The sequence below is a fragment of the Rhodococcus sp. FG69 genome (genome assembly GCF_057808915.1).
This window is the reverse complement of the sequence record NZ_JBMDIX010000025.1, coordinates 45,414-61,522: the sequence shown is the minus strand read 5'-3', so window position 1 is coordinate 61,522 and position 16,109 is coordinate 45,414. Positions and strand designations below refer to the sequence as shown.

The window sequence follows — 16,109 nt, the reverse complement described above, 5'->3', positions numbered from 1 at the left end:
AGCGTTGCCGAGTGCGTGCTAGCGTCGGATCGCATGGACCCGAGGAGCTATACCTCCGGTGAGCGCGTGTTCGGCCCACCGAACGGAACGTTCGATGCAGATTGGGCCGCAACGGCTTTGCGATCGACGAGGCCAGAACTGGATCACCCGACGTCGGTCCGACTGATGGAACGTGCGTGGGAGCTTCTGCGGTCCCGTGGACTACGAGATGAGACGCTGGCAAATGCACTCGATCTCGAGCCAGGACTTGCTGCTGCGGTGTCGGCGGTTGCCACCGAAACGGCCCAGCTCTACTTGGACCGCAACTAGCGCAACCGCACAGTGGCACCTGCATCCACTTCCCGCACGCCCGCATCACGAACCGACTGCTTGACCGGCGACTGAATAATGCCGATTTCGTGCGCGTAACTATCCGTCACGGTTAATATATCGACTTCATCCAGGCGGATGACCCGTTCGAGTGAGCGCGGCAATCCCCTGGTCGGTGCTGTGCGGCGGCGTAGCTGACCGATTCGGCGGGGCAACGGGGGGGAACGGCATGGTTTCGGACGTCATCGACTGCAGCATGGTCTTCGCACACGACGCCGATCAGGTATGCAGCGTCTTGAGCGCGGTCGAGTTGTACCCGCGATACTTCCCAGGGATCGAGGCGTGCGTCCTCCGCGACGGTGCCGTCGACGGCTACTGGTGCCGGGTCGGTGGTATCGACCACGCCGTACAACTCGTCGTGGACCGACGTCACCGCGCGATAGTCACGGTCGAACATGTCGACGCGGGCGGATTCGTCAGGTTCACCCTCACCGAGATCTCGGCCAACGAGACCAAGGTCGACGTCACCGTGTTCAAAGCGGGGCTCAGCGGCTCGTACGTACCCCAACCCGAACACAACAAAGCTGTGGTCGACTGGGTTCTCGGCGGTCTACGACGGCTCGGCGACGCACTGGCCGGTACGCCGACCTCGATCGTGTCCAGCACCGGCGACTCCCGCTCCCTGCAACTGGCGATCGCGAAGACGATGATCAGCACCGGCGTCGTCCGTGCCGCGCGGCCCGACCGCGCCTACAAGCAGCTCAGTTCACTGGCTAGGTGGGGCTTCACGCTTGGAGGCGGATTCGCAGCAGCAGCGGCGAAGTCGCCGGACCAGATAGCTGTGATCGACGACCGCGGTACTCGCACTTTCGCCGAGATCCACCAACGATCACACCGAATCGCCGCAGGCTTGAGCGCATCCGGCATTCGTCCGGGCAGCACGATCGGGATCCTGGCACGCAATCACACGACGATGACCGAGTGCACCGTCGCATGCGGAATGCTCGGAGTCGAAGTCGTCCTCCTCAACACGGGCCTGGCGGCCCGCCAGATCGAGTCGATCGCGGCCCGCCAACACTTCGACGTATTGTTCGTCGACGACGAATTCGACCCGATTGTCCGCTACCTCCCCAACGACGTCACACGCGTCAGTTTGTCTCCTCGCACTGTCATTCCACGTCGACGCACCCTCGAACACTTCGTGGCTCCGCCGTCCACTACCTTCGAACGGCCCGAGCGTCCCGGAACCGTCGTCGTGCTCACCTCCGGGACCAGCGGCTCTCCCAAAGGTGCGCTCCGCCCCACCCCGAGGGGCTTCGGCACCGTTGCAGCGATGCTGTCTCGAATGCCGCTCCAGATGAACGAGCGAATGTTGATCGCGGCCCCGATGTTTCACAGCTGGGGCCTGGCAGCTTTACAGATCAGCACTCCGCTGCGAGCAACGGTGGTGTTGCAGGATCGATTCGACCCGGAGGACTGCCTCCGGGCCATCGAAGCTCACCGGTGCACCTCGCTGATTGCCGTACCGATCATGCTGCAACGAATACTCGACCTACCCGACTCGGTGCGATCCCGCTACGACACGTCGAGCTTGCGTGTCGTAGCGTGCAGCGGATCGGCACTCACCGGATCCACGGTCAACCGGTTCATGGATGTCTTCGGCGACATTCTCTACAACTTCTACGGGTCCACCGAAGTCTCGTGGGCGACCATCGCTACCCCCGACGATCTACGTGCGTCACCCGCCACCGCGGGCCGACCGCCGCTGGGGACCACGGTCGCGATCCTCGCGGCCGACGGCAACGTCGTTCCGGTCGGAACGCTCGGTCGCATCTTCGTCGGCAACGACATGCTGTTCGACGGGTACACCAACGCCGATCCGCCGTCGACCGTTTCTGCCAAGGGTTCGGCCTTGATGGATACCGGGGATCTCGGTTACCTCGACTGCAACGGACGGCTCTTCGTGTGCGGCCGCGACGACGAGATGATCATCTCCGGAGGAGAAAACGTCTTTCCGGGACCTGTGGAGGATGCCATCGCCAACCTCCCGCAGGTCGGCGAGGTAGCAGTCGTCGGTGTGCCCGACAACGAGTACGGTCAACGCCTGGCGGCATTCGTCGTCGGCCGAGGATCCGCCGGCCTCGATGCAGAGATGGTCCGAGCGTACATTCGAAATCGTCTGAGCCGCTTCTCGGTTCCGCGTGACGTGACGTTCCTGGACGAACTCCCCCGAACTGCCACTGGCAAAGTCGTCAAGCGGTTGCTCGTCGAACCCACCCCGGCGGCGGGAACCTGAGCGGTCAGACTGCGGCGATGTCCGAGGGATGGGTGGTCAACGCGGTCACCTCGATGGTCATGTAAGGGAACAGCGGCAGATTCCACAGAATCTCATGCAGACGCTCGTTGTCCCGCACATCGAAGATGCTCAGGTTCGAATACTGGCCCACGAGCCGCCAGATACTCACCCATTCGCCGTCGCGCTGCAACTGCTGCGAGTACGCCTTCTCTCGCGTGAGAGTATCGGTTCGTACGACCGCATCGAGGTCCTGCGGCAGCGCGACATCCATTTTCACTGCAAACAGCATGTCTCTCAGGCCTTGTCGAGGACGAAGTCGTAGGTCACTTCCTGGCCACCGTCGACGTCGTGCGGGTCGAGGATGAGCTCGGGCTTGACGGCACTGGCGACGTCGTCGTCGTTGTGGGCGTCACCCGGGAAGTAGAGCTGGGTGGTGATCTGCTGATGGCCCACCGCTGCGACCTTGAGGTGCAGGTGCGCCGGACGCCACGGGTGCCAGCCTGCCGCCGAGATAAGGTTGCCGCACGCTCCGTCGGTCGGGATCTGGTACGGCGCAGGCTTCATCGTATGAATCCAGAACTGGCCCTGGTCATCTGTGGTCACCGTGCCGCGCAAATTCCATTCGGGAATTCCGGGTGCGAACTGCGAGTAGAAGCCGTCGGCGTCGGCATGCCAGATCTCGATAACGGCGTGCGGGAGCGGGGTACCGTCGACGCCGCGCACCTGCCCCTGGAACAGCAGCGGTGTGCCCTTCTCGCCATCGCGGGTAGGCAGGATTGCCGCCGACCCGAGCTCGGGTGCGTCGGGGACGTAGTACGGACCCTCGATGGTGCCTTTACTGCCCTCGCGATTCTCACCCGCGACTTCCTCGACCACATGCTCGACCCAGACGTCGAGAAACAGCGGCCATTCGCCGGTCTGTCCAACGTTGATCAGCCACGCCTTGAGCGCGTTGTACTCGTCGTAGGTGACCTTGTGTTCCCGCACGGTATCGTGGATCGCCGAAATCACCTGTCGAGCCAGGAGACTGACGCGCTCGGGCGGGGTATCAGCTGCGGCGTGCTTGTCGGAGGTGAACCGCTGGGTGGCGTTCGCGCCCGACGCGGCGGCGGTGGCCACCTCGGCGGACACATCTGTCGTTGCTGCGTGGTCGATACTCATGGTTTGACTCCTTGTGTTCGGGGTGTAAATGGAGGACGCGAGCTAGCTGTCGATGCGGTATCTGGCGAGCTTGTCGGGGTCGATGTCGATGCCATGACCCGAACCGCTAAGGACGGTGAGTTCACCGCCGCGAATCTCGAGCGGTTCCGTCACGAGGTCGTCGCTCATGTCGAGAAAGTTGGAGAGCTCCCCGGCTCGACGCGACGTCAGATCGAACGCGGCACCGAAGGCTACTGTGCAGGCGGAGCCGAGTTGACTGTCGATCTGGTTGCCCATCACCACGTCCAAGCCCAAGCCTTCGCACAGATGATGGATGCGCATCGAGTCGGTGAAGCCGGTGCGCGCGGTCTTGATGCTCACAGCGGTGGCTGATCCGCCGAGGATTTCGCGCGTCACTTCGGCCGGGGTGGTGACCGATTCGTCGGCGACAAAGGGAACATCGAGTTGCTGGACGAGCCAGCGACGACCGAGAACGTCGTCGGCCGGGCACAGTTCTTCGGCGAGGGTCAGTCCGAGATCGGCCATCTCTTTCATGGCGCGTGCCGATTCCGCTGCAGACCAGCCGCGATTACCGTCGACGTACAGTTCGACGCCGTCACCGAGTCCTTCGCGAAGTGCGCGCACAACGGCAGTGTCCAGTGCGACGGGTCGGCGGCCGACCTTGATCTTGAAGACCTCGATTCCGTAGGTGTCGCGCATTCGGGCGGCTTCGTCGACCATCGCTGTGGGAGTGTCGAATCCGAGCATGTGACTGACCCGCATTCGGTCGGTGTATCCACCGAGCAGTTCGGTGACGGGCACATCGAGGGTGCGGCCGAGCGCATCCCAGATGGCCATGTCGATCGCAGCCTTGGCCACCGGATTGCCCACGGTGCGGGTCAGCCTGGAGCGAACCACCTCTCGATCGACCAGAGTCAGACCGAGAACGGCGGGCGCGAACAGGCTGTCGATGACGGCCACCATTCCGCGCTGGGTTTCGCCATAGGTGAAGGGACGCGGCGGTGCGTCGGCGACGCCGACGAAACCGTCGTCTGTGTGCACGCGAACCAGCACGTGATCGGCTGCGTGCACCTCGCCGCTGGCGAACTTCAACGGCTTGAGGTACGGGATGCTGTACGGAATCGCGTCGACTGCAACGATCTTCATAGAACTGCCTTCGGATCGGGTGACGGAGAGTGCGTGTCGGGACGGGGCAGGACCCCGGCTTCTTCGAGTGCACCGACCAGAGCGTCGACGAGTGCCGACGGACGGTCGCGATGCCAGGCCAGTGCCAGATCGATGGTGCTCGCGCCGGCGATGTCGCGGAAGACGACCCCGGTGAGTTGGAGCGCTCGAACGGATTCGGGAACAAGGGCAACCCCGAGTCCGGCAGCGACCAGCGCCAACAGCACAGACGTGTCCGGAGCCTCGTGCTCACGCCGCGGGCTGAAACCCGCTGCGCGACAACTACGGATCACCGCTTCGTTGACCACCGAGTGCGAGTCCGCATACATGACGAAATCCTCGTACGCGAGGTCCGCTATCTCGAGTGCGGCCTCGGCCGCGTACCGATGATCGACGGGTACCGCCAGCAAGAGAGATTCGGTGGTGATCGTGCGGATCACCAAGTCGTTGCCAGCGACGGGCGGCCGCAGAACTGCCACGTCGAGCTGCTCCGAACGCAGCCCCTCGACCTGAGCGGGAGTGAGCAGATCCCCGTGGATTTCGAGGGCGACACCGGGCAGGCGTTGTTTGATCGCTCGGGCGATCGGCGGAAGTTGATCGAAGGCAGCGGTACCGGTGAACCCGATACGAACCAACCCGTAGCGCCCCTCGGCGATGCGTCGAACACCGTGGGTGCTGCGCTCGATGCTCTCCAGATTCCGCACGGTCTCGCGATAGAAGAACTCCCCTGCCGGCGTGAGGCTGACCTGCCGAGTGGTCCGCGTCAGCAGAGTGACGCCGAGCTCGGCCTCCAGTTGACGTACCGACTGGGAGAGAGCCGGCTGCGCCAGATGCAGACGCTTGGCTGCTTGGCCGAAGTGCCGGGTCTCCGCCACGGCCACGAATTGATACAGGTGCCGCAGCTCCATGGTGGCCTTTCTGTTCGGTCGACATTCCTCTACCGAAAGCGCTTCGGCGTGACCCTGCCCACAGTAAGCCGCGTATCCATTGATGACAAAGACCTATTTCGTACTCATTGATAAGCCAGAGCGATCAAAAAGCCATCCTGGTCAGGCCTAGGCAAAGCCCTGGTGTGACCGACACCACTCACTGTCAGAGTCGGAGGTAGCCGCCACACGACTGCACTGCAGCGGAATCGAACGACAGCGAGGACACGACCATGACGGAAATCCTGGATCAGGCACACGCCGCCATCGACGGCGCGGTGGTCGACGATGCCGACGCCGGCGTATTTCGAGCCAATCGAAGCATCTTCACCGACGAGGAGATTTTCGAGCTGGAGATGAAGCACATCTTCGAGGGCAACTGGATCTACATCGCGCACGAGAGCCAGATTCCGAACAATGGCGACTACTTCACCGTGCACATGGGTCGTCAGCCCGTGGTCATCACCCGCGACAAGGACGGCGAGCTGCACTGCCTGATCAACGCCTGTGCACACCGCGGGGCGATGTTGTGCCGTCGAAAGACCGACAATCGCCCCACCCTCACGTGCCCGTTCCACGGCTGGACGTTTCGCAACGACGGAACGTTGCTCAAGGTCAAAGACCCCGAGGGGGCCGGCTACCCGGCTACGTTCGACATCGACGGCTCGCACAACCTGACCAAGGTGCCCAGATTCGAGAGCTACCGAGGATTCCTGTTCGCGAGCCTGAGCGACGACGTTTCGACACTCGGCGAGCACCTCGGCGACACCACCAAGGTCATCGACATGCTCGTCGATCAGTCACCGGACGGCCTCGAGGTACTGCGGGGATCGTCGACCTACACGTTCGACGGCAACTGGAAGGTGCAGGCCGAGAACGGTGCCGACGGCTACCACGTCAGTGCGGTGCATTGGAACTACGCCGCGACCACCTCACGACGGAACAACGGCGAATCGAAGAACACCACCAAGGCTCTCGACGCGGGCGGTTGGGGCAAATCCGGTGGCGGCTACTGGTCCTACCCCAACGGGCATCTGTGCCTGTGGACGTGGGCCGCAAACCCCCAGGATCGTCCACTGTGGGACCAGATGGACGCGCTGAAGAAACAATTCGGCGATGCCAAGGGCGAGTTCATGGTCAAGGGCTCGCGCAACCTGTGCCTCTACCCGAACGTCTACCTGATGGATCAGTTCAGCACCCAGATCCGGCACTTTCGTCCGATAGCCCCGGACAAGACCGAGGTCACCATCTACTGCATCGCGCCCAAGGGCGAATCGAAAGCTGCTCGCTCGCATCGAATTCGGCAATACGAGGACTTCTTCAACGCATCCGGCATGGCCACCCCGGACGATCTCGAGGAGTTCCGCTCTTGCCAGCTGACGTTCCAGGCCACCAATGCGCCCTGGAACGACATGAGCCGCGGTGCCGAGCACTGGCTGACCGGGCCGGATCCTGTGGCCGAGGCGCTGGACATGCACGGCGTGATCTCCGCGGGAGTCAAAAACGAGGACGAAGGCCTCTTCCCCGTCCAGCACGGCTACTGGCGCACAACGCTGCTCGGCGCCATCGAGAAGACTGCCACCGAGAACCAGGTGAAATGACATGACCTCCACCGAAACCCGAATCACACAGAGCTCGATCGAGCAGTTCCTCTACCGCGAGGCCCGCTATCTGGACGATCGCGAGTTCGAACTCTGGCTCACCTGCTATGCCGACGACGTCGAATACTGGATGCCTTGCTGGGGCGACGACGATCTGCTCACCGAGGATCCACAGACCGACATCTCGCTGATCTACTACGAGAACAAGGGCGGCCTCGAGGACCGCGTGTTCCGAATCCGTACCGAGCGATCCAGTGCCACTTCGATTCCCGAACCGCGCACAAGCCACAACATCAGCAACGTCGAGGTCATAGAGCGCCGCGGCGATCTGGTCGATGTCCGATTCAACTGGCACACGATGTACTTCCGGTACAAGACGATCGATCCGTACTACGGTACGTCCTTCTACACGATCGACTTCTCGGGTGAATCACCGTTGATCCGCCGCAAGACCGTCGTGCTCAAGAACGACTACATCCATCACGTCGTCGACATCTATCACTTCTGATCGCGAAAGGAGAACCCTCGTGAGCCATTCCGTCGCACTGTCCTTCGAGGACGGCGTTACCCGATTCGTCAGCTGTTCCGACGGCCAGACCGTCGCCGACGCCGCCTACCGGTCGCGAATCAACATTCCCCTCGACTGCCGGGACGGGGCGTGCGGAACATGCAAGGCACGGTGCGAATCCGGCGACTTCGACGGTGGGACCTACCTCGAGGACGCGCTGAGCGTCGACGAGTCCGAGCAGGGCTACTGCCTGCCGTGCAGCATGACTCCGAAGTCCGACCTCGTACTCCAGATCGCCAGCACCTCCGCGGTTGCGAAAACCCAAGCGGCGACGCACGAAAGTGTGGTCACGGCAGTCGATCGACTTTCTCCGACGACGGTCCGCCTGGCCGTCGAGGCACCACAGGCCGGCGAACCAACCTTCCTGCCCGGCCAATACGTCAACATCACCGTGCCCGGATCGGAGCAGACGCGGTCGTATTCGTTCAGCTGCGTGTCCGGATCGAACGAGCTCGAATTTCTGGTCAAACTCACCCCGGGCGGGTCGATGTCGACTTACCTCGCCGACGTCGCAACCGTCGGGGACAAGATCTCGTTCACCGGACCGCACGGCAGTTTCTTCCTTCGGGAAGCACAACGGCCCGCACTGCTGTTGGCCGGCGGTACCGGGCTGGCTCCCATCCTGTCGATCCTGCGCACCCTTGCAGCCGAGTCATCCTCACGCCCAATTCATCTGGTATATGGGGCGAGCACCGACGAGGACGTCGTGTTACTCGACGAACTGACCGAACTCGCCTCGCAGCTCGACATGTTCACTTGGGATCACTGCGTGTCGGATCCGACGAGTACAGCCGCGAACAAGGGTTACGTAACCTCGCTGCTGAGCGAGGAGCACCTGCACGGCGGCGATGTTGCTGTCTACCTGTGCGGACCACCCCCGATGGTCGAGGCTGTGCGGTCGCACTTCGCCGAGTCGGGGATCGAACCGACCGGCTTCTACTACGAGAAGTTCGCGCCGTCCGCTCCGGCCATCGACCGGCCTGCTCCGCGCAGCGAGCCTGAAACCATGGTTGCCGAAACCGTCGTGGCCGAGCCGGTGACAGCGCAGGTCGCCGTCGCCGCGGAACCAGAACTCCGCACCGGCGACGAGTCGACCTCGGACGCTCGCTCCCTGTGCGGCCGAACGGTATACGACACTCGTTCCGAGAATCCCCTGCATGCCGTCAACGCGGTTTCGACGAGCGACGAGGCGAATGCGATGAGCGCGATCGCGGGGCAACGCATCTGGCCCGCCCAAGACGTCGAGCCGTCTATCGATCACGTCGAACCGATCTCGGATGCCGTCGACTACGAGATCGGCGAGGAACATCCCTCGGTGCACGAGTCCGACGCGGTCTTCGAAGCCCGGCGCGCATTGGAACTCGGCGCCCTGGAGTTGGTCATCGGCCGGCTCACGTCACAGCAGATCGCGGGCTACCGTCTGCTGGCCGACGCCACCACCCGCTACGTGGATGGCGACCGCTTCGTCGACGCCGCCGCGTACACCGAAACCAACGCTGCGTTCCACGACTACCTGTTCATTCAGACACGCAACGAGCATCTGCTGCAGGCGTATCGGGCCCTCGGAGTGGAGGCAGCAATGGAAGATGTGCTCCGCAATGCGACGTGGTGCGATCCGTTGTGCGCACAGGATCACCTGGACATCGTCGACGCCTTCGAGGCCGGCGACCGGGGCCGTGCCCGTACGTTGATCGCCGATCACGCGGACCGGTCCAAGACCACGATGAAGCGCGCCATGCACGATTCCGCCGTGAGCAAGCGTCCGAAGTTCGTCAGTCCGGGCCGCTTCACCGGAAAGGTCGTGCTGATCACCGGCGCGGCCCAGGGCATCGGAGAATCTGTCGCTCGCAGAATCGCTGCGGAGGGCGGCGCGCTGATGCTCGCGGATCGATCCGAACTCGTCGAGGACCTGAACGAGGAACTCACGCGCGACGGCTCCGAATCAGGCAGCGTGCTGGCCGATCTGGAGACCTGGGCGGGGGCGTCGGCCGCAGTGGACGCGGCGCTCGCCACGCACGGACGGATCGACATCTCCATCCATGTGGTGGGCGGGACCATTTGGGCGAAGCCGTTCGCGGAGTACGCGCCGGAACAGGTCGAGAAGGAGATCTCGCGCTCGCTGTTCCCCACGTTGTGGTCGTGTCGCGCGGTGATCCCGCACATGATCTCGCAGGGAGCCGGAACCATCGTCAACGTGTCCTCGGTGGCGACCCGCGGAGTACACCGCGTGCCCTACTCAGCAGCCAAGGGTGGAGTCAACGCCATCACCTCGGCGCTCGCCCTCGAAGCTGCTCCCCACGGCGTTCGGGTGGTCGCCACCGCGCCGGGAGGTACGGAGGCACCACCGCGCCGAGTCGCTCGCGGACCCGCGCCGTCCACCGATCAGGAGCAGCAGTGGTACCAGGCCATCGTCGACCAGACCGTCGACTCGTCCCTGCTCAAACGCTACGGGACACTGGACGAGCAGGCCGCAGCTATCTGCTTCCTGGCCTCCGACGAGGCGTCGTACATCACCGGAACGGTACTGCCCGTCGCCGGCGGCGACCCGGGCTGAGTGCGCGCGATGTCGGTTCGATCGCGGGACGTACCCGCACGTCACCGATACGGTGAGCTGATGTCCTCCTCGCCTCTGATTGCTCGCGGCGAACTGCTCGATGCGCTGGTGAGTGCGGTGCACGACGCCGCCGAGCGGTCGACGTTCATCGTCGTCGACGGGGCGGCGGGTGTCGGGAAGACGGCCGTACTGCGAGAACTGGCCGCACACCTGGACTCGTCCGAGCCTCGGACATCCCTCCGGCGAGTCTCCGCTGTCCCATGGGAGACGAACCGGCCATGGGAGATCGCTCGTCAGTGCTTTCCAGCAATCGACACCTCCGATGCGGAGAGCCTGCCGGAGCGGATCGCCGACCGCTTTGCCTCAGCCACGCTCACCGCCGTGTTGATCGATGACGCACAGGACTCCGACGCGGATTCGCTTCGAGCTCTCGCCTCGACGGTCCGTCGCTACCGAGAATCCAAGATTGCCGTCGTCTGCACGCGCCGGATGCTACCCGCGGGAAACATCGACTCGCACGACGTTCTCGATCGCGCGGCCGATACCCGGTTCGTCGTCGAGCCGCTGCAGAACGACCATGTCGCGGGACTCGCTGCGATGCAGGGCGTCATCCTCTCCCCCTCGTCGGCGGCCCACCTGACCGCACACACCGGCGGGCGACCGAAACAGGTGTTGGCGCTGCTGCGCGAACTGCCCTCCCACATGTGGACGGGCGTGCGTCCCGAACTACCGGCGCCTGAGTATGTGCAAGCAGCCGTTCGAGCGGCGCTGGGCGAGAGTTCCGCCGACACCGTCCGACTGGTGCGCGCGGTGGCGGTGCTCGACGGTGCTCGACCGCTCGCGACGGCATGCGCGGTGGCAGAGATCGACGTTCCCTATCCTGCAGTCGATCCGGCGGAAGCATTGGGTTTGATCGTCGTGCGTCGCCGATCGGGTATCACCCTGCTCGAATCTCCGGACGGAATGATTCGCGCGGCCGTGCTGGCCACCATGAGCAGAACCTGCGTCGCCGACGTCCACAGGGCCGCAGCCGAAGCCGAAGCCGACCCCGCCGATCGACTGGCGCACCGAGCAGAGGCGACGCCTTTACCCGAACAACTCATGGCCGACGAACTCGAAACCCTTGCGGCCGAATGCGCGCGGACCGGCGAATGGGCCAATGCTGCGAGACTCTTCATGCTCTCCAGCAGGGCGTCCAGCGAACCCGGCCTGCGCGAGGACCGACTCGTGCGCGGCGTCGACGCTCTGATCGGAGCCGGTGATGTCCGCGGAGCCTCGGACTACATCGCCGAGATCGAAAGTCTGCACGAAACACCCAGCCGCAACGCTGTTCTTGGATATCTGGCCATTCTGCGAGGTCGCCCCCAGGAGGCCGACGCCCGATTGACCCGGGCATGGCAGCTCGTCCGCACCCGCCACGAACACGACGTCGCGGCCGTCATCTGCCATCGCCAAGTACTACACAACCTCGCCCGCTGCGACGGGCATTCCCTCGTTCTCTGGGCCGATCGGGCCGTCGAACTCGTCGGTGCCGATCATCCGACGGCGGTCGAGGCGCAAGCAATTCGAGGGCTCGGCCTAGCAGGCACCGGTCGGGTTTCCGAGGCCCTGGCCAGTTACGACGACCTGTGGGGACATGCCGGTACCGGGGCCGTGGGGCAACGGGTCCAGATGGGCGCGGGATGGCTGCACCTGGCCACCGACTCCGTAGAGCTGGCGCGGGCCGAGCTCGAAGCCGCGGCACCGACGGACTTCCTCGGCGGCTCCACCCGAATTGCGCTGTGGGCGAACGCGTGGCTGGCACGCACCTACTTCGTCACCGGTGAGTGGGACGCCGCATTGCGGATCGTCGGACTCTCCTCCGACCTGGCGGACAGTTCCGGCGCCGCCCTGATCGTCCCGCTTCTGCAATGGACGGCGATGCAGATCCATGCTCTGCGGGGTGACTGGGATGCCGCCGCGTCGAGCTCGCGTCGGGGCGATTCCGGCGCTCGAGACTACGAAATCATGCGTATTCCGACGGCTCTGGGTCGTGCGGCGATCGCCGAAGCACGAGCCGACTATGCCGGTGTTCTGCGTGCGTTGAGTCCGCTCACGCAGCAATGGGCACAGGCGGATGTCTCCGAACCGGGCTTCTGGGCGTGGCCGGATGTGTACGCCAACGCCCTCGTCGTGGAGGGCAGGCTCGACGAGGCCGATGCATTCCTCGCTCCTCATGAAGTCCGGGTGGCCGAACGCGGCCACCGATCCGCGCACGCACGTTTGGCCTGTGCACGTGGCAGATGGCACGGCGCAACCGGCGATTTGGTCTCTGCTCGAGCTTCTTTCGAAGGTGCACTCGATTCGCTCATGCCCCTGCCCCTGGTGTACGACCGTGCCCGCGTGAACTATGCGTACGGCCAAACACTGCGGCGTGCAGGCAAGCGACGCGAGGCCGATGTGGTGATCTCCGCGGCACGCGAAGACTACCTCTCCCTCGGCGCCACGACGTACGTCAGGCGGTGCGATCGAGAGCTGAAAGCAGGCGGAGTCCACGCGATCCTCAAGGACAGACCGCACAACGCATTGACCCCGCAGGAGGACGCGGTGTCCAGCCTCGTCGCCACGGGCCTGACCAACCGAGAAGTGGCCGCGGAGCTGTTCCTGTCGGTGAAAACCGTGCAGTTTCACCTCACCCGTGTCTACGCCAAGCTCGGCGTTCGTTCCCGTTCCGAGCTGGCCGCGGCCCGTGCGACCGAAACATCGCCATCTTGACTGTGCTCCAACAAATTTCGACGACCACCCTGGGTCGTTCCTAGGCAAATCGCCAGTGTGACTCAGCACACATCCAGACACACTTCTCGTAACGCACCGATCGTGCGCAGCACTCGCCCGCCTTCACGGGCTCCCTCTACCGAAGGACAGTCGATGAGCTCACCGACAATTCCGACGCCCCGCAGCACAGCCCCCGGGGCCTGGGCCAGCGGACGTCACCGACGCAGCGTCATCTGGATCGTCGCACTTGCCACTGCAGCAATCATTTTCGACGGATACGATCTGGTTGTCTATGGAACCGTTCTCCCGACGCTGCTGGCCGATTCGACCCAACTGGGTGCTCTCGGTCCCGAGCAGGCGGGTGCCCTCGGCTCCTACGCCCTGATCGGAGTCATGGTAGGCGCGTTGACGGCCGGTGCCTTCGGTGATCGGATCGGCCGTCGGCGCACGATGCTGACGTGCATCGTCTGGTTCTCGGTCGGCATGGCTGCCACCGCGTTGGCCCAGAACATCACCACGTTCGGAATCCTCCGGTTCGTCACTGGAATCGGCGTTGGCGGGCTCGTCGCCACGGTCGGTGCGATGATCGCCGAGTTCGCGCCGCCCGGTCGCCGGAATCTGTTCAACGCCATCGTTTACAGCGGCATTCCGGCCGGCGGTGTCCTGGCGTCCCTGGCCGCAATTGCCCTGCACGACACCATCGGCTGGCGTGGCCTGTTCTGGATCGGCGCGCTGCCCCTGGTGATCCTGTTGCCCCTCGCACTGCTACGCATGCCCGAATCCCCGCGTTGGCTACTCGCACGCGGCCGCAATGCCGATGCTCGGGATGTCTGCGCGAAGACGGGCATCCCAATGCCCGAGGCAGAACCCATTGTTGCGGGTGACCGTGTCGGATTCGCTGCACTAGCCCGCACACCGCTGCGTCGACCGACCGCTCTGCTGGGCTTGATGAGCTTCTCCGGCCTGCTGCTCACCTACGGGCTCAACACCTGGCTCCCGCAGATCATGTCCGAGGCCGGATACAACGCCAAGGGATCACTGTCGTTTCTGTTGGTTCTCAACGGCGGAGCCATCATCGGCGGATTGATCGCGTCACGGGTCGCCGATCGAACGGGACCGCAACGCGTGATAGCGGTCACCTTCTGTCTTGCAGCACTGTCGTTGGTGTTGTTGACGTTGAGCTTCCCGCTCGGCGTGCTGCTCGTCGCGGTGGCCGGTGCCGGCATCGGCGCGATCGGCACCCAAGTGCTGATCTACGGCTTCGTCTCGAACTACTACCCCACCACGGCTCGCGCAGCAGGCGTCGCGTGGTGCGCCGGCTTCGGGCGCCTCGGCGGCATTCTCGGGCCGCTGCTCGGCGGGTTCCTGCTCGGTGCCGGAATTGCGTCCTCGCAGGCGTTCTACATCTTCGCTGTCGTTGCCCTGCTCGGGGCCCTGGTGACCACTGCGGTGCCTGCCCTGCGATCGATCCGCAGCACCGACGCGGCCCGGATCGAAGCCGACGAAGCTCCGGTGAAAGTGACCGAATGACAGGGGTCGACGAGCGCTCGGCTGGCGTGGTCCGGCACGTTCCCCGGCCGCCGAGTCTGCGCGCACTGCGCGCGGATTTCAGCGGTCGGTACATCGGTGCCGGAGCGACCGGAGTGCTGTTCTCGGCAACCGGACCGGTGGCGGTGATCATGGGTGCGGCGGCGGCCGGCTCACTCGGTGCGCAGCAGACGGCATCGTGGATTTTCGGGGTCTTCGTACTGAACGGGATCCTGACGGTCGCCGCGAGTTGGGCCTACCGAATGCCATTAGCATTCTTCTGGACCATTCCAGGGACGGTTTTGGTCGGAGAATCCTTGACCACCCTGTCCTGGGCCGAGGTGGTCGGGTCCTATTTCGTGACTGGTGTGCTGATCGTCGTGCTCGGCGCCACCGGTCTCGTCGCGAAGCTGATGGCGTTCCTCCCCCACAGCGTCGTGATGGCCATGGTTGCCGGGGCATTCCTGTCGTTCGGAACCTCACTCGTGCAGGCGGTATCGAGTGATATTGCGGTTGCAGGAGTCATGGTTGCTGCCTGGGTCGCCCTGACCCGGTCGGGTACCTGTTCGATCAGAGTGCCGCCGGTGTTGGCCGCGCTTGTGGCAGGTCTCGCGGCGCTGGCAATGACGGGTGGCTTCGGCGTGGTGACGGGTCCGGCCGCGCAGCTACCCGTGATCGGATGGCCCGATCTGGTCGCGCCGGTGTTCAGTTGGGATGCCATATCGCAGCTGGTGATACCTCTCGCCGTCACCGTGGTTGCCGTCCAGAATGGTCAGGGCGCGGCTGTACTCGGCGCGGCTGGACATCGACCGCCGATGACCGTCGTCACCGTCGCCTGCGGGGTGTGGTCGCTGCTCGCTGCGCCGTTCGGCGCAGTGTCGACGTGTCTGGCCGGTCCCACCAACGCACTACTAGTTGCTGTCGGCGAGCGCGAGCGGCAGTACATCGCGGGCATGACGTGCGGTGCGATCGCCATCGTGGTGGGTGCGCTCGCACCGCTGCTGGTGCGGGGGCTCGCTGTGGTCCCAACGACATTCATCGCTGCGCTGGCGGGACTGGCGATGCTCGACGCCTTACGCGGGGCATTTTCGGCTGCGTTCGTCGCCGTCGACCGGCCGGTACTTGCACCCCTGATCACCTTGTTGGTGACCGTTGCCGGATTCGACGTTGTAGGTCTCGGTGCGCCGTTCTGGGGATTGATCGCCGGGGTAGCGGCGACGTACCTTCTAGACCGACGGCCCTGATGGCG

The 16,109-nt window shown here is 64.3% G+C and carries 12 protein-coding genes; 8 read left to right on the top strand and 4 right to left on the bottom strand.

Translation table 11 applies throughout. From position 1 onward, the window contains the following. Positions 1-33: 33 nt before the first annotated feature. Positions 34-309 (top strand): hypothetical protein, encoded by a 276-nt coding sequence (locus ACODSO_RS19130; protein ID WP_489038363.1) that lies wholly within the window; start codon positions 34-36, stop codon positions 307-309. Positions 310-538: 229 nt separating this feature from the next. Continuing rightward, on the top strand, positions 539-2,605 hold the full coding sequence (locus ACODSO_RS19125) for an AMP-binding protein (RefSeq protein ID WP_489038362.1): 2,067 nt from the start codon (positions 539-541) through the stop codon (positions 2,603-2,605). 4 nt (positions 2,606-2,609) lie between these two features. Here the strand turns inward: ACODSO_RS19125 and catC are convergent, their stop codons facing one another. Genes catC through ACODSO_RS19105 form a run of 4 tightly spaced genes read right to left on the bottom strand, consistent with a single transcriptional unit; the run spans position 2,610 to position 5,838 of the window. Next, positions 2,610-2,894 (bottom strand): muconolactone Delta-isomerase, encoded by a 285-nt coding sequence (gene catC, locus ACODSO_RS19120; RefSeq protein ID WP_489038361.1) that lies wholly within the window; start codon positions 2,892-2,894, stop codon positions 2,610-2,612. Between the two features lie 5 nt (positions 2,895-2,899). Further along, on the bottom strand, positions 2,900-3,766 hold the full coding sequence (catA, locus tag ACODSO_RS19115) for a catechol 1,2-dioxygenase (RefSeq protein ID WP_489038360.1): 867 nt from the start codon (positions 3,764-3,766) through the stop codon (positions 2,900-2,902). Between the two features lie 42 nt (positions 3,767-3,808). Further along, a complete protein-coding gene (locus ACODSO_RS19110) occupies positions 3,809-4,912 on the bottom strand; it encodes a mandelate racemase/muconate lactonizing enzyme family protein (protein WP_489038359.1) in 1,104 nt (367 codons plus the stop codon). Then, positions 4,909-5,838 (bottom strand): LysR family transcriptional regulator, encoded by a 930-nt coding sequence (locus ACODSO_RS19105; RefSeq protein ID WP_489038358.1) that lies wholly within the window; start codon positions 5,836-5,838, stop codon positions 4,909-4,911. The genes ACODSO_RS19110 and ACODSO_RS19105 overlap by 4 nt, the downstream gene beginning before the upstream one ends. Before the next feature lie 251 nt (positions 5,839-6,089). Between ACODSO_RS19105 and benA the strand changes: the two genes are divergently transcribed. The 6 genes from benA (at position 6,090) to ACODSO_RS19075 (ending at position 16,104) form a co-directional block, all read left to right on the top strand. Further along, a complete protein-coding gene (benA, locus tag ACODSO_RS19100) occupies positions 6,090-7,457 on the top strand; it encodes a benzoate 1,2-dioxygenase large subunit (RefSeq protein ID WP_489038357.1) in 1,368 nt (455 codons plus the stop codon). A 1-nt stretch (position 7,458) separates the two neighbouring features. Next, on the top strand, positions 7,459-7,965 hold the full coding sequence (benB, locus tag ACODSO_RS19095) for a benzoate 1,2-dioxygenase small subunit (protein ID WP_489038356.1): 507 nt from the start codon (positions 7,459-7,461) through the stop codon (positions 7,963-7,965). Beyond that, entirely contained in the window at positions 7,937-10,579 is a 2,643-nt protein-coding gene (gene benC / locus ACODSO_RS19090) for a benzoate 1,2-dioxygenase electron transfer component BenC (RefSeq protein WP_489038396.1), read from the top strand. The genes benB and benC overlap by 29 nt, the downstream gene beginning before the upstream one ends. 60 nt (positions 10,580-10,639) lie before the next feature. Continuing rightward, a complete protein-coding gene (locus ACODSO_RS19085; protein WP_489038355.1) occupies positions 10,640-13,333 on the top strand; it encodes a LuxR C-terminal-related transcriptional regulator in 2,694 nt (897 codons plus the stop codon). A 153-nt stretch (positions 13,334-13,486) separates the two neighbouring features. Next, on the top strand, positions 13,487-14,863 hold the full coding sequence (locus tag ACODSO_RS19080) for an MFS transporter (RefSeq protein ID WP_489038354.1): 1,377 nt from the start codon (positions 13,487-13,489) through the stop codon (positions 14,861-14,863). Further along, positions 14,860-16,104, top strand: a complete 1,245-nt coding sequence (locus ACODSO_RS19075) for a benzoate/H(+) symporter BenE family transporter (RefSeq protein WP_489038353.1) — start codon at positions 14,860-14,862, stop codon at positions 16,102-16,104. The genes ACODSO_RS19080 and ACODSO_RS19075 overlap by 4 nt, the downstream gene beginning before the upstream one ends. The last annotated feature ends 5 nt before the right edge of the window (positions 16,105-16,109 follow it).

What these genes read in the sequence shown, in the direction of transcription:
- ACODSO_RS19130 (WP_489038363.1), top strand. Translation starts at nt 34, where the DNA reads ATGGACCCGAGGAGCTATACCTCCGGTGAGCGCGTGTTCGGCCCACCG.
- ACODSO_RS19125 (WP_489038362.1), top strand. Translation starts at nt 539, where the DNA reads ATGGTTTCGGACGTCATCGACTGCAGCATGGTCTTCGCACACGACGCC.
- catC (WP_489038361.1), bottom strand. Translation starts at nt 2,894, where the DNA reads ATGCTGTTTGCAGTGAAAATGGATGTCGCGCTGCCGCAGGACCTCGAT.
- catA (WP_489038360.1), bottom strand. Translation starts at nt 3,766, where the DNA reads ATGAGTATCGACCACGCAGCAACGACAGATGTGTCCGCCGAGGTGGCC.
- ACODSO_RS19110 (WP_489038359.1), bottom strand. Translation starts at nt 4,912, where the DNA reads ATGAAGATCGTTGCAGTCGACGCGATTCCGTACAGCATCCCGTACCTC.
- ACODSO_RS19105 (WP_489038358.1), bottom strand. Translation starts at nt 5,838, where the DNA reads ATGGAGCTGCGGCACCTGTATCAATTCGTGGCCGTGGCGGAGACCCGG.
- benA (WP_489038357.1), top strand. Translation starts at nt 6,090, where the DNA reads ATGACGGAAATCCTGGATCAGGCACACGCCGCCATCGACGGCGCGGTG.
- benB (WP_489038356.1), top strand. Translation starts at nt 7,459, where the DNA reads ATGACCTCCACCGAAACCCGAATCACACAGAGCTCGATCGAGCAGTTC.
- ACODSO_RS19085 (WP_489038355.1), top strand. Translation starts at nt 10,640, where the DNA reads ATGTCCTCCTCGCCTCTGATTGCTCGCGGCGAACTGCTCGATGCGCTG.
- ACODSO_RS19080 (WP_489038354.1), top strand. Translation starts at nt 13,487, where the DNA reads ATGAGCTCACCGACAATTCCGACGCCCCGCAGCACAGCCCCCGGGGCC.
- ACODSO_RS19075 (WP_489038353.1), top strand. Translation starts at nt 14,860, where the DNA reads ATGACAGGGGTCGACGAGCGCTCGGCTGGCGTGGTCCGGCACGTTCCC.